The following is a 13,349-nucleotide window of genomic DNA, read 5'->3' as shown; positions in this document are numbered from 1 at the left end:
CGGGTCCGCGCCGCGGCGTGCGCGAGCGCGCCGGCACGCGCGCCGCGTCGTCCTCGTGCCCGTGCTGCCCGTCGCGCGCGGGTTCGCTGCCGGATTCGGCATCGGCGGCGGCATCGGCGGGAACGCTACGGCGGGAAGGTACGGGCATCGGATCGGAATTCGGCAAGGGACAAGCAAGTACAATGGCGGCTTTTGACGTCGCATCGTCGCACGGCCCGGCGGCGCCCGCGAGCCGCGCGACCCCGCCATCATAGCGGCTCGCGCCGGCCATGACGCGGCTGGCGCACGGCTACGCCCCCATTTTCCATGTTCAAGCTTTCCGATTTCGATTTCGACCTGCCCCCCGAGCTGATCGCGCAGACCGCGCTGCCCGAGCGCAGCGCCAGCCGCCTGCTGGAGGTGGACGGCAGCGTCGCGCCCACGCGCCTGACCGACCGCCGCTTCACCGACCTGCCCGAGTGCATCGGCGCCGGCGACCTGCTGGTGTTCAACGACACCAAGGTGCTGAAGGCGCGCTTCTTCGGCCAGAAGGCCAGCGGCGGCAAGATCGAGGTGCTGGTCGAGCGCGTGATCGGCCCGCGCACGGTGCTGGCGCAGATCCGCTCCAGCAAGAGCCCCGTCGAGGGCAGCACGCTGCGGCTGGCCGAGGCCTTCGAGGTGACGGTGGGCGAGCGCGTCGAGCCCTTCTTCACGCTGCACTTCCCCGAGGATTGCCTCGCGCTGATCGAGCGCCACGGCCGCCTGCCGCTGCCGCCCTACATCGAGCACGATCCCGACGCGACCGACGAGACGCGCTACCAGACGGTGTTCGCCAGCAACCCGGGCGCGGTCGCCGCGCCCACCGCCGGCCTGCACTTCGACGAGGCGCTGCTGGCCACGCTGCGCGCGCGCGGCGTCGAGACCGCCACGCTGACGCTGCACGTCGGCGCCGGCACCTTCCAGCCGGTGCGCGTCGACAACATCGCCGAGCACCGGATGCACAGCGAGTGGTACGAACTCAGCGACACGCTGGTGGCGCAGATCGCGGCCACGCGTGCGCGCGGCGGCAAGGTGGTGGCGGTCGGCACCACCTCGATGCGCGCGCTCGAGGCGGCCGCGCGCGACGCGCAACGCGAGGGCCGGGCGCTCGCGCCCACCCGCGCCGAAACCGACATCTTCATCACGCCGGGCTACGCGTTTCGCGTGGTGGACCGGCTGGTGACGAACTTCCACCTGCCGAAGTCGACCCTGCTGATGCTGGTCTCGGCCTTCGCCGGGGTCGAGACGATCCGCGACGCCTATCGCCACGCGATCGCCGAGCGCTATCGCTTCTTCAGCTACGGCGACGCGATGCTGCTGACGCGCCGCGATCCCGAATAAACCCGAAACGAGCGCCCCGCCCTCGTCTTCCAGAACGCGCCGCCGCGATTCCCGCGACGGCGCCCACCATGAGCGCCGGACTGTTCTCCGGTAGCAAGGAGCACCAAGCGATGACCGATCGCCAATCGGAACCCGTGCAAGCGCACGTTCCGCCCGAGAACGGGCTCAAGTTCGAACTGCTGACCACCGACGGCCACGCGCGGCGCGGCCGCGTCACGCTCAACCACGGCGTGGTGGAGACGCCGATCTTCATGCCGGTGGGCACCTACGGCACCGTCAAGGCGGTCCAGCCGCGCGAGCTGCACGAGATGCAGGCGCAGATCATCCTCGGCAACACCTTCCACCTGTGGCTGCGCCCGGGCCTCGAGACCATCGGCGCGCACGGCGGCCTGCACCGCTTCATGGGCTGGAACAAGCCGATCCTGACCGACTCGGGCGGCTTCCAGGTGTTCTCGCTGGGCGATCTGCGCAAGATCACCGAGGACGGCGTGACCTTCGCCTCGCCGATCAACGGCGACAAGCTGTTCCTGTCGCCGGAAGTATCGATGCAGATCCAGAAGGTGCTGAACTCGGACATCGTCATGCAGTTCGACGAATGCACGCCCTACGCCACCGACGGCGTGCCGACCACCCACAAGGAAGCGGCCGAATCGATGCGCATGTCGCTGCGCTGGGCCAGGCGCTCGCTCGACGAGTTCAACGGCCTGGGCAACCCCAACGCGCTGTTCGGCATCGTGCAGGGCGGCATGTTCGAGGACCTGCGCGACGAATCGCTGGCGGGCCTGGCCGAGCTCGACTTCCACGGCTACGCGATCGGCGGGCTGTCGGTCGGCGAGCCGAAGGAAGACATGATGCGCGTGCTGCAGCACGTGGGCCCCAAGCTGCCGGCGCACAAGCCGCATTACCTGATGGGCGTGGGCACGCCGGAGGACCTGGTGGAAGGCGTGGCCAACGGCGTCGACATGTTCGACTGCGTGATGCCCACCCGCAACGCGCGCAACGGCTGGCTGTTCACGCGCTTCGGCGACGTCAAGATCCGCAACGCGACGCACAAGAACTCGCTGCGCCCGCTCGACGAGAGCTGCGGCTGCTACACCTGCCGAAACTTCACGCGCGGCTACCTGCACCACCTGCATCGCGTGGGCGAGATCCTCGGCGCGCAGCTCAACACGATCCACAACCTGCACTACTACCTGACGCTGATGAGCGAGATCCGCGAGGCGATCGAGACGCACAGCTTCGAGGCCTTCCGCCTGCGCTTCGCGGCCGACCGCGCGCGCGGCGTGGAGCAGCGCGAGTAGCGCGAACGGCGGCGCGGCGGGCCGCGAAACAAGCGGCGAAACGGGCGGCGGCATGCTCGAAGCCCGCGGTTTCGTCATACCCTTGTCGAACGATGTCGCCATGCTCGCCGCTGCGCGTTTTCGGCCAAGGCGCCGGCTGCGGCGGCGCCGACACATTACAATCTGCTTTCGCGAATCGGGGCGAATGCGCGGGAAATACGGGGCAAATCCCCGGGTGACGGCTTAACAGCTTGATCCCAAAGCGCATTTGCCATGCTGTCGCGGTTTTCGCCGGTGGTAGAATGACCGGCTATTTTTCTGATTTTCCCCAACGGAGAGACCAACGTGTCGTTGTCCATTATCAGCAATGCATTCGCGCAAGGCGCTGGCGGCAGCGCCGAATCGAGCCTGATGAGCTTCCTGCCGCTCATCCTGATGTTCGCGGTGCTCTACTTCATCATGATCCGTCCGCAGATGAAGCGTCAGAAGGAGCATCGCAACATGCTCGCCGCGATGGCCAAGGGCGACGAAGTCGTGACCAACGGCGGCCTGGTCGGCAAGGTCACCAAGGTCGGCGAAGCCTACGTCGGCGTCGAGGTGTCGGAAGGCACCGAGATCACGGTCCAGAAGTCGGCCGTGACGACCATCCTGCCGAAGGGCACGATCAAGTCGCTGTAAGTCGCACTTCGAGCGTCCGGCATTCCGGCAGGTCCGCGCATTCGACGCGCGGGCCGCGCGGGAGCCGGACGCGACGCTTTTCAAGCCAACTATCCCGTTCGGCCCTTTCATGAATCGTTACCCAATCTGGAAATATGTCGTGATGGTCGTCGCGCTCGCGATCGGCCTTCTGTACACATTGCCCAACTTCTACGGCGAAGCGCCGGCGGTGCAGGTGTCGAGCGGCAAGGCCACGGTCAAGATCGACTCGGGCACGCTCGGCCAGGTGCAGGCCGCGCTGGCCGCCGCCCAGGTCGCGCCGGACGACATCACCTTCGACAATTCGGCGAACAACGCGAACATCCGCGTGCGCCTGAAGGACACCGATACCCAGCTGCGCGTGAAGGATCTCTTGCAGAAGGCGCTCAACAGCGACCCGAGCGATCCGCAATACGTCGTCGCGCTGAACCTGCAGAGCGCCTCGCCGCGCTGGCTGACCGCGCTGCACGCGCTGCCCATGTACCTCGGCCTGGACCTGCGCGGCGGCGTGCACTTCCTGCTGCAGGTCGACATGACCGGCGCGCTGACCAAGAAGCTCGACTCGGACGCCTCCGACGCGCGCTCGCAACTGCGCGACAAGGGCATCCGCGACGGCGGCGTGAACCGCGTCGATCTCTCGGTGGTCGCCAACTTCGCCGACCAGGACACCGCCGAGCAGGCGCGCCGCTTCCTCGCCGGCTCGATCACCGAACTGCAATGGGCCACCCAGCCCGGCGGCGGCGGCTACCAGGTGGTCGGCACCTTCTCGCCGGCCGTGCAGGCCACCGTCGAGGACGCCGCGCTCAAGCAGAACCTGACCACCCTGCACAACCGCGTCAACGAACTCGGCGTGTCCGAGCCGATCCTCCAGCAGCAGGGCCGCGACCGCATCGTGGTCGAGCTGCCGGGCGTGCAGGACACCGCCAAGGCCAAGGACATCATCGGCCGCACCGCCACGCTCGAAGCGCGCCTGGCCGACCCGGTCAACCTGCACCCGAACCCGAACGACCCGGTGCCGCCGGGCGACGAGCTGTTCACCCAGGGCAACCAGGCGCCGGTGCTGCTGCGCAAGTCGGTGATCTTCACCGGCGACCGCATCATCGACGCCTCGGCCGGTTTCGACGAACACCAGCGTCCCTCGGTCAACATCCGCCTCGACGCGGCGGGCGGGCGCGCGGTGCGCGCCGTGTCGCGCGAGAACATCGGCAAGCCGATGGCGATGGTGCTGTTCGAGAAGGGCAAGGGCGAGGTGCTGACGGTCGCGACCATCCAGTCCGAGCTCGGCGATCGCTTCCAGATCACCGGCCAGCCGACCCCGCAGGCCGCCACCGACCTGGCCCTGCTGCTGCGCGCCGGCTCGCTGGCCGCGCCGATGGACATCATCGAGGAACGCACCATCGGCCCGAGCCTGGGCGCCGACAACATCCGCATGGGCGTGCACTCGGTGATCTGGGGCTTCGTCGCGATCGCGGTGTTCATGATCGCCTACTACATGCTGTTCGGCGCGGTCTCGGTGATCGGCCTGTCGGTCAACCTGCTGCTGCTGGTGGCCGCGCTGTCGATGATGCAGGCCACCCTGACCCTGCCCGGCATCGCCGCCATCGCGCTGGCGCTGGGCATGGCGATCGACTCGAACGTGCTGATCAACGAGCGGATCCGCGAGGAGCTGCGCAGCGGCGCGGCCCCGCAGCTCGCGATCCAGCAGGGTTACGCGCACGCCTGGGCGACCATCCTCGACTCGAACGTCACCACCCTGATCGCCGGCCTCGCGCTGCTCGCCTTCGGTTCGGGCCCGGTGCGCGCGTTCGCGATCGTGCACTGCATCGGCATCCTGACCTCGATGTTCTCGGCGGTGTTCTTCTCGCGCGGCCTGGTCAACCTCTGGTACGGCGGCCGCAAGAAGCTCAAGTCGGTGGCGATCGGCCAGGTCTGGAAGCCGGCCGCGGCCGACGCGGCAGGCGCCGGCAGCCAGGTCTTCCTCGAACAGGACGGCGACACCGATACCGCGAAGGCGGCTCGTCCGGCCGCGGCCAAGGGCGCCAAGGCAACGGCTGGCAAGGGCGGCGCGAAGCCGGTCGCACGCCGCCGCTCCGGCCCCGGCGTGCCGCCGAAGACGCCGGGCTCGTCCAACTAAGCGCCGGAGAACGCACATGGAATTTTTCCGCATTCGCAAAGACATCCCGTTCATGCGGCACGCGTTGGTCTTCAACGTGATCTCGCTGGTGACCTTCCTGGCCGCCGTGTTCTTCCTGGTGCATCGCGGCCTGCATCTGTCGGTCGAGTTCACCGGCGGCACGGTGCTGGAGGTGCAGTACCAGCAGGCCGCCGAACTCGAGCCGGTGCGCGCCACGCTCGGCAAGCTCGGCTACGGCGACGCGCAGGTGCAGAGCTTCGGCACCTCGCGCAACGTGCTGATCCGCCTGGCGCTGAAGCCGGGCCTGACCTCGGCCCAGCAGAGCGACCAGGTGATGGCGGGCCTCAAGGCGCAGAACGCCGACGTGCAGCTGCAACGCGTCGAGTTCGTGGGCCCGCAGGTCGGCAAGGAGCTCGCCACCGACGGCCTGCTCGCGCTGGCCTGCGTGGTGATCGGCATCGTGATCTACCTGTCGTTCCGCTTCGAGTGGAAATACGCGGTGGCCGGCATCATCGCCAACCTGCACGACGTGGTGATCATCCTCGGCTTCTTCGCCTTCTTCCAGTGGGAGTTCTCGCTGTCGGTGCTGGCCGCCGTGCTGGCCGTGCTCGGCTACTCGGTCAACGAGTCGGTGGTGATCTTCGACCGGATCCGCGAGACCTTCCGCCGCGAACGCAAGATGACGGTCCAGGAGGTGATCAACCACGCGATCACCAGCACCATGTCGCGGACCATCATCACCCACACCTCGACGGAAATGATGGTGCTGTCGATGTTCTTCTTCGGCGGCCCGACCCTGCACTACTTCGCGCTCGCGCTGACGGTCGGCATCATGTTCGGCATCTACTCGTCGGTGTTCGTGGCGGGTTCGCTGGCGATGTGGCTCGGCATCCGTCGCGAGGACCTGATGCGCGAGAAGAAGGGCGCGCACGATCCGAACGATCCGAACGCCGGCGCGCAGGTCTGATCGACCCGCCCCGCTCAATGCGAAAAACCGGCCTTCGGGCCGGTTTTTTTTCGTCCGCGCGCTCTCGCCCACGCGATCGGGTGGCGCCGGCGGAGCCGATGGCGGCACGGCGGTGTAAGCTCGATGCACCCGAACCCAGGAGCCGCGGCATGACGGAAGCCCGACAGATCAGCCGGACCCGGCACCCCGTCACGTCGGCGAGCCTCGCCGCCGACCTGCGCGCGCTCGGGCTGCGCGCCGGCGCGCTGGTCATCGCGCACAGCTCGCTCAGCGCGCTGGGCTGGGTCAACGGCGGCGCCGTGGCCGTCATCGAAGCCCTGCTCGACACGCTCGGCCCGCGAGGCACCCTGGTCATGCCCAGCCAGTCGCCGCACCTGAGCGATCCCGCCAACTGGAGCGCGCCGCCGGTGCCCGAAACCTGGTGGGACACGATCCGCGCCACCATGCCCGCCTACGATCCGCGCAGCACGCCCACCAGCGGCATGGGCCGCGTGGCCGAAGCGTTTCGAAGCTGGCCTGGGGCGATCCGCAGCGCGCATCCGGCCAACTCCTTCGTCGCGCTCGGCCCGCTCGCCGCCGACGTCATGCGCGAGCACCGGCTGGCCGATCCGTTCGGTCCCGGCTCCCCGCTGGCCGAGCTGCATCGGCGCGATGCCCGGATCCTGCTGGTCGGCGTCGGCTTCGACGCCTGCACCGCCCTGCACTTCGCCGAGCATCGCGCCTGGGCGCAGCGCCCGCTGGTTCGCGAAGGCGCGCCGCTGATGGTCGACGGCCGGCGGCAATGGCTGCGCTTCGAGATCGCCGAGCCGCTCGACAGCGAGCGCTTCGTGCCGGTCGGCGCCAGCGCGCTGGCGGCCGGCATCGGCGCGCAGGGCCCGCTCGGCGAGGGACGCGGCGTGCTGGTCGCGATGCGGCCGCTGATCGATCACGCGTTGCGCTGCTGGTCCGGGGAGCGCGACGGCGACGCTTCCAGCGCCTGAGCATCGGTGCCTTCGCTCGCCACGGCGCTTTTGCACAGCCCGCCGTGGACAAGCGCTGTGCGCCATCCGCCACCGCCCATTCAAAAAAAATCGCCGCGCCCGTTTCCGAGGGCGCGGCGATCGAATCGCATCGCGCGGCCGACCACGCGACGTCGTCAGGCTCGCGACAAGGCGCTTACTGCGCGATGCCTTCGGCCGTGATCAGCAGCTTGGTCTGCATCTTGAAGCCATAGGCCTTGCCGTAGTCGACGCCGAACTCGTCGCGGTTGAATTCGCCGGCGGCATCCACACCGCAGACTTCACGCTTGAGCATCGGGTGCTGCATGCACTTGAAGGAGTTGATGGTCAGCGTCAGCGGCTTGGTCACGCCATGCAGCGTCAGGTTGCCGACCGCGGCCACCGGCTTGTCGCCGTCGAACTTCAGGGTGCCCTTGAAGGTCGCGTCCGGGTACTTGGCGGCGTCGAAGAAGTCCGGCGTCTGCACGTGCTCGTCGAGCTTGGCGCTGCCGGTATGGATCGAGGCGATCTTGGTGGTGACCTCGACGCTGCCCGTGTGGGCCGCGCGATCGATCGTCACCGTGCCGCTCGAGGTGTCGAACTTGCCGCGCCAGACCGACAGGCCGCCGAAGTGGTCGGTCTCGAAGCTCGGGTAGGTGTGGCTCGGGTCGAGCTGGTAGGTCACCGGCGCGGCCATCGCCGGGATCGACAGCGCCGCGGCGAGCGCGCCCGCCGCCATGATCAGGGTCTTCTTCAAGTCATTCTCCTAGCTACGGTTGGATGGAAGGCCACGGCGAGTCGCGGCCCCCGGAAGCGATTCGTCGGCGCGGCTTATTTCGCGGCGACGAGATGGAACTTGATCTGCACTTCGTCGGCGACGATCGAGGTGTCCTTCCACTCGCCGGTGCCGATCTCGAAGCTCGAGCGCTTGATCGGCAGCACGCCGTCGAACACGCGCTGGCCGCCGCTCTCGGTGACGGTGACCGGCACCGTGACGGGCACGGTCTTGCCCTTGATGGTCAGCTTGCCGGCGACGTTGTACTTGTTGCCGCCGGCCGGCGCGATCGAGGTGGAGACGAAGCTGGCCTGCGGGTAGGTCTTGGCGTCGAACCATTCCTTGCCGGCCACCTGGTCGTTGTACATCTTGTCGCCGAGGTCGAAGCTGGCGATGTCGATATTGACCTGGGCGTGGCCCTCGGCGGCCTTGGCCGGGTCGAACTTCAGATCGGCGCTGAATTTCTTGAAGCTGCCCTCGGTCGGCACGTTCATCTGCTTGGAGACCGCCGACACCTTGCTCTTGGCGAGGTCGACCTGGGCCGCGGCGGCGCCCGAGAAGGCCAGCGCGGCGGCAGCCACGGCCGCCAGCAGGGAGCGATTCAGGGAGATCTTCATGGCTTTCCTTTTCTTATTTGAGGAACGGGAGCATGCGGCCCAGCACCCCGTCGCGATCGACGACCTGGTGCTTGAGCGCGGCCAGCACGTGCAGCGCCACCAGCGCGAGCAGCGTGTAGTTGAGGAAGATGTGCAGCGTCTTCAGCGTTTCCTTCAGGACCGGATCGGGATCGATCAGGCGCGGCAGCGGGACCAGGCCGAGATAGACCACCGGGATGTTCGAGGCCGAGCTGTAGAGATAGCCGGTGATCGGGATCGCCAGCATCAGCAGGTAGAGCAGGCCATGCACGGCATGCGCGGCGCCCTTGGCCAGGCGCGAGGTGCCGGCCGGCAGCGGCGGCGCCGCGTGGGTGGCGCGCCACAGCACGCGGATCACGGCCAGCGCGAACACCGTCACGCCGATCCACTTGTGCCAGGAGAAATACTTGAGCTTGGTGGGCGTGAAACCGGGAATGTCGGTCATCACCCAGCCCAGCGAGAAACCGCAGATGATCAGCAGCGCGATCAGCCAGTGCAGCGCGATCGCGGTGCGCGTATAAGTGTCCGGCCGGTTCAGCGTGAGCGACGATGCCATAACGGAAAGCCTCGGATGGTGCGGGACGCGGCGCCGGCCCTGCCTGTAGGATTCCGACGCATTCAAGGCCGCCATGCTACCGCAACAATCCGGCAGGCGAGGAAACTGAAAACTGGCGCGGCGGTCAGAATTTGGCTCGTCTGCCCGATCCCGGCCCGGCCGGGCGCGGCGTGCCCCGAGCCGGGCTTGACACCACGAAAATCGCGTTTTGGTAAGATTGGCGCGGGTTCCAACCCGTCCCCGCGTCCCCCATGATGGCGCGCAACCGGCCTCCGAGATGGAAACACACGACCTGATTGCCTGTCATGAGTGCGACGCACTGTTGCACAAAACGCAGCTTAGCGGCAAGGACAGCGCACGCTGCCCGCGCTGCGACGCGCTGCTCTACCGCAATACCGCCAACCAGATCGAGCGCATCTGCGCCCTGACGCTGGCCGCCCTGATCACCTTCGTGATCGCCCAGACCTTCCCGATCCTCGAGATGGACGTCAACGGCATGCGCGTGCAGACCACCCTGCTCGGCGCGCTCGAGGCGCTGTGGAACCAGGACATGCAACTGGTGGCGGTGATGGTGTTCTGCTCCACCCTGCTGTTCCCGCTGATCGAGATGGCCGCGCTGCTCTACGTGCTGCTCTCGCTGCGCGCCGGCCACGTGCCGCCGGCCTTCAACGCGGTGCTGCGGGCGATCCAGCTGGTGCGCCCCTGGGGCATGATCGAGGTGTTCATGCTGGGCATCCTGGTGACCATCGTCAAGATGGTGAGCCTGGCGCGCGTGGTGCCGGAGGCGGCGCTGTTCGCGTTCGGCGCGCTGACCCTGATGCTGGCCGCGGTGATGATGTTCGACCCGCGCGCGCTGTGGGACCTCGCCGACGAGATCCTCGCGCGCCGCGCGGCGCAGCGGTACGCCCCTGCTGCGCCGGCCGGCGGCACGCCGGCGAGCCACGCCGGAGCGCCGCGCCGATGAAGATCACCTCCGCCGCACGCGCGGGCATGGCGAGCTGCCATGCCTGCGGCCACGTGCAGAAGCTCGCGCGCGCCGACGCGCATCCGGCCGAGCGCTGCGCGCGCTGCGGCACCGCCCTGCACCTGCGCAAGCCCGACAGCATCGCGCGCACCTGGGCGCTGCTGCTGGCCGCCGCGATCCTGTATATTCCCGCCAACCTGCTGCCGATCATGCGCACCGCCTCGATCGTCGGCGCGCAGGAAGACACGATCATGAGCGGGGTGGTCTATTTCTGGGTGTCGGGCGACTGGCCGCTGGCCGTGGTGGTATTCGTCGCCAGCATCCTGGTGCCGATGCTCAAGCTCGGCGCGCTGACCATCCTGGTGATCTCCGCGCAGCGCCGTTCCGCCTGGCGTCCGGTGCAGCGCACGCGGCTGTATCGCATCGTCGAGCGGATCGGGCGCTGGTCGATGCTCGACATCTTCGTCGTCACGCTGACCGTCGCGCTGGTCCACTTCCGTTCGCTGGCCGAGATCACCGCCGGCCCGGGCGCGCTCGCGTTCGGCTCGGTGGTGATCCTCACCATGCTCGCCTCGATGCAATTCGATCCCCGGCTGATCTGGGATCACGTCGTCACCTCTGGAAAACACCATGAATAGTCCGCAAGGCCCGCAACCCGACCCGAACCAGCCCAACCCGCCCGAGCTGCCCGAGGCCGTCGTCACGCGCCGCAGCGGCTGGCTGCCCTCGCTGGTCTGGCTGGTGCCGCTGGTGGCGGCGCTGATCGGCATCGGCCTGGTGGTGAAGTCGGTGTTCGACCGCGGCCCCGAGATCACCATCAGCTTCCGCAGCGCCGAGGGACTCGAGCCGGGCAAGACCCAGGTCAAGTACAAGGATGTCGAGATCGGCACGGTCAAGACCATCAAGCTCTCCAAGGACCTCTCGCACGTGCTGGTCGACGTGCAGCTGAAGAAGGAAGCCGAGGACTTCGCCGTCAAGGGCAGCCGCTTCTGGGTGGTGCGCCCGCGGGTGGGCGCCTCCGGCGTGTCGGGACTCAACACGCTGCTGTCGGGCGCCTACATCGGCGTCGACGCCGGCCGCTCGCCCAATACCCAGACCGACTTCGCCGGCCTGGAGACGCCCCCGCCCGTCACCGGCGACGACAAGGGCACCTCCTACGTGCTGCACGGCGATTCGCTGGGCTCGGTCGACATCGGCTCGCCGGTCTACTACCGGCGCGTGCAGGTCGGCCAGGTGGTCGGCTTCTCGCTCGACAAGGACGGCACCGGCGTGACCTTCAACGTGTTCGTCAACGCCCCCTACGACCAATACGTCGGCACCAACACGCGCTGGTGGCAGGCCAGCGGCGTGGACCTGCGCCTCGATTCGAGCGGCTTCAAGCTCAATACGCAGTCGCTGGCCACCGTGATCCTCGGCGGCCTGGCCTTCCAGTCGCCGCCGAACCAGTCGGCCGGCGGCCCGGTGTCGAACGGCGCGACCTTCCGGCTCGGCTCCGACGAGGGCGATGCGATGCGCGATCCGGACGGCCTGCCGGTCGAGGTGGTGATGAACTTCAACCAGTCGCTGCGCGGGCTGTCGGTGGGCGCGCCGGTCGACTTCCGCGGCATCGTGCTGGGCAACGTCACCAACATCGCCATCGACTACGACCCGAAGACCAAGAACTTCCTGATGCCGGTCACCATGAACATCTATCCGGAGCGGCTCGGCAAGCGCTTCCGCGACCTGGTCGAGAAGAAGGGCGAGCCGGCCCAGCGCGACATCCTCACGCGCCTGGTCGAGCACGGCCTGCGCGGCCAGTTGCGCACCGGCAACCTGCTGACCAGCCAGCTCTACGTGGCGCTCGACTTCTTCCCGAAGGCGCAGAAGGTCCAGATCGACCTGACGCGCAAGCCGGTCGAACTGCCCACCGTGCCGAACACGCTCGACGAGCTGCAACTGCAGGTGGCCGATATCGCCAAGAAGCTCGACAAGGTGCCGTTCGACCAGATCGGCAACAACCTCAACGACGCGCTCAAGCACGCCGACCAACTGTTCCAGCAGCTCGACACGCAGGTCGCGCCGCAGGCGCGCGACACGCTGTCGGCGGCCAAGCAGACCTTCACCACGGCCGAGGCGACCCTGCAGCAGGATTCGCCGCTGCAGGCGGACGTGCGCGGCGCGCTCAAGGAGCTCACGCGCACCCTGCAGTCGCTGAACAACCTCGCCGACTACATGGAGCGGCATCCCGAGTCGCTGCTCCGCGGCAAACCCGGAGACCAGAAATGAGCGCCACCCCGCCCCGTTCGACTCGCCGCGCCGCGCGCGGCAGCCTGCCGGCGCCGGCCGCCGCGGCCTCCCGTACGTCCGTCAGGTCCTTCACGTCCCTGGCGACCATCACGGCCCTGGCGGGCGCGGCGCTGCTGGCCGGCTGCGCCTCGGCGCCCTCGCACTTCTACACGCTGTCGGGCGACGCCGGCGCCGTCACCGCCGGCCGCGGCCTGCCGGCCAACCCCGCATTCCTGATCCAGGTGCCGGCCGTCAACGTGCCCGAGCAGGTCGCCAAGAACCAGTTGGTGGTCCAGCGCGGCGAGTCGCGCGTCGACGTGCTCGAGGAGCATCGCTGGGCCTCGCCGCCGGCCGACGAGATCCGCCGCGCGCTGTCCTCGGCGCTCACGCGCCGGCTCGGCACCATCGACGTGGCCGACGCGCCCGCGCCGCCGGGCGTGCCGGTCTACCGCGTCAGCGTCGACGTGCAGCGCTTCGAGTCCTGGCCCGGCGACAAGGCCGCGCTCGATGCGGTGTGGAGCGTGCGCTCGCTGGCCACGCAGTCGGTGATGACCTGCCGCAGCACCCTGGTGGAGAAGGTCGGCAGCGGCTACGACGCGCTGGTGGCCGGCCACCGGCAGGCGGTCGGCGAGCTGGCCGCGCGGATCTCGGCCGGCGTGCGCGTGATGGCCGCCCAGCCGGCCCCGCCGAAAACTTCCACCAAGGGCGCCGTGCCGCCACCGGGCGCGGTGCGCTGCCCGA

14 protein-coding genes are annotated in these 13,349 nt (G+C 68.6%); 10 read left to right on the top strand and 4 right to left on the bottom strand.

Annotated elements, in window-relative coordinates:
* Window positions 1–271, bottom strand: a 271-nt coding sequence (locus tag F3J18_RS37925; protein ID WP_205195627.1) for a hypothetical protein, incomplete at its 3' end; no start/stop codon positions are given.
* A 35-nt stretch (window positions 272–306) separates the two neighbouring features.
* Between F3J18_RS37925 and queA the strand changes: the two genes are divergently transcribed.
* The 6 genes from queA (at window position 307) to F3J18_RS31035 (ending at window position 7,416) form a co-directional block, all read left to right on the top strand.
* Window positions 307–1,359 (top strand): tRNA preQ1(34) S-adenosylmethionine ribosyltransferase-isomerase QueA, encoded by a 1,053-nt coding sequence (gene queA, locus F3J18_RS31060; RefSeq protein ID WP_166915944.1) that lies wholly within the window; start codon window positions 307–309, stop codon window positions 1,357–1,359.
* Between the two features lie 110 nt (window positions 1,360–1,469).
* A complete protein-coding gene (tgt, locus tag F3J18_RS31055) occupies window positions 1,470–2,660 on the top strand; it encodes a tRNA guanosine(34) transglycosylase Tgt (protein WP_025096746.1) in 1,191 nt (396 codons plus the stop codon).
* A 330-nt stretch (window positions 2,661–2,990) separates the two neighbouring features.
* Window positions 2,991–3,317 carry a preprotein translocase subunit YajC gene (gene yajC, locus F3J18_RS31050; RefSeq protein ID WP_013696693.1) on the top strand — a complete coding sequence of 109 codons (327 nt, stop codon included), beginning with the start codon at window positions 2,991–2,993 and terminating at the stop codon, window positions 3,315–3,317.
* Between the two features lie 109 nt (window positions 3,318–3,426).
* Window positions 3,427–5,469: a protein translocase subunit SecD gene (gene secD / locus F3J18_RS31045; protein WP_166915942.1), complete on the top strand. Its 2,043-nt coding sequence runs from the start codon at window positions 3,427–3,429 to the stop codon at window positions 5,467–5,469.
* A gap of 16 nt (window positions 5,470–5,485) precedes the next feature.
* Window positions 5,486–6,436 (top strand): protein translocase subunit SecF, encoded by a 951-nt coding sequence (secF, locus tag F3J18_RS31040; protein ID WP_013696691.1) that lies wholly within the window; start codon window positions 5,486–5,488, stop codon window positions 6,434–6,436.
* A gap of 149 nt (window positions 6,437–6,585) precedes the next feature.
* Window positions 6,586–7,416 carry an AAC(3) family N-acetyltransferase gene (locus F3J18_RS31035; protein WP_166915940.1) on the top strand — a complete coding sequence of 277 codons (831 nt, stop codon included), beginning with the start codon at window positions 6,586–6,588 and terminating at the stop codon, window positions 7,414–7,416.
* A gap of 175 nt (window positions 7,417–7,591) precedes the next feature.
* Here the strand turns inward: F3J18_RS31035 and F3J18_RS31030 are convergent, their stop codons facing one another.
* The 3 genes from F3J18_RS31030 to F3J18_RS31020 form a co-directional block, all read right to left on the bottom strand.
* Window positions 7,592–8,170 carry a YceI family protein gene (locus tag F3J18_RS31030; RefSeq protein ID WP_025096749.1) on the bottom strand — a complete coding sequence of 193 codons (579 nt, stop codon included), beginning with the start codon at window positions 8,168–8,170 and terminating at the stop codon, window positions 7,592–7,594.
* Window positions 8,171–8,244: 74 nt separating this feature from the next.
* Complete coding sequence (locus F3J18_RS31025) at window positions 8,245–8,805, bottom strand: YceI family protein (protein WP_025096750.1); 561 nt, start codon at window positions 8,803–8,805, stop codon at window positions 8,245–8,247.
* A gap of 13 nt (window positions 8,806–8,818) precedes the next feature.
* Window positions 8,819–9,379 carry a cytochrome b gene (locus F3J18_RS31020; protein WP_025096751.1) on the bottom strand — a complete coding sequence of 187 codons (561 nt, stop codon included), beginning with the start codon at window positions 9,377–9,379 and terminating at the stop codon, window positions 8,819–8,821.
* A 277-nt stretch (window positions 9,380–9,656) separates the two neighbouring features.
* Here F3J18_RS31020 and F3J18_RS31015 point away from each other — a divergent pair, with 277 nt between their 5' ends.
* The 4 genes from F3J18_RS31015 to F3J18_RS31000 all read left to right on the top strand — a co-directional run.
* Window positions 9,657–10,343 (top strand): paraquat-inducible protein A, encoded by a 687-nt coding sequence (locus tag F3J18_RS31015; protein ID WP_166915938.1) that lies wholly within the window; start codon window positions 9,657–9,659, stop codon window positions 10,341–10,343.
* Window positions 10,340–10,981: a paraquat-inducible protein A gene (locus tag F3J18_RS31010; RefSeq protein ID WP_025096753.1), complete on the top strand. Its 642-nt coding sequence runs from the start codon at window positions 10,340–10,342 to the stop codon at window positions 10,979–10,981. The genes F3J18_RS31015 and F3J18_RS31010 overlap by 4 nt, the downstream gene beginning before the upstream one ends.
* Window positions 10,974–12,608 (top strand): MlaD family protein, encoded by a 1,635-nt coding sequence (locus F3J18_RS31005; protein ID WP_013696684.1) that lies wholly within the window; start codon window positions 10,974–10,976, stop codon window positions 12,606–12,608. The genes F3J18_RS31010 and F3J18_RS31005 overlap by 8 nt, the downstream gene beginning before the upstream one ends.
* A partial coding sequence (locus tag F3J18_RS31000) for a PqiC family protein (protein ID WP_205195625.1) occupies window positions 12,605–13,349 on the top strand: 745 nt, incomplete at its 3' end. The genes F3J18_RS31005 and F3J18_RS31000, both read left to right, overlap by 4 nt.

The organism is Burkholderia sp. Ax-1720 (assembly GCF_011753035.1).
Lineage (GTDB): Bacteria > Pseudomonadota > Gammaproteobacteria > Burkholderiales > Burkholderiaceae > Burkholderia > Burkholderia gladioli.
Note: the sequence above shows the minus strand (reverse complement) of the source record. Positions and strands in the feature narration are given on the sequence as shown.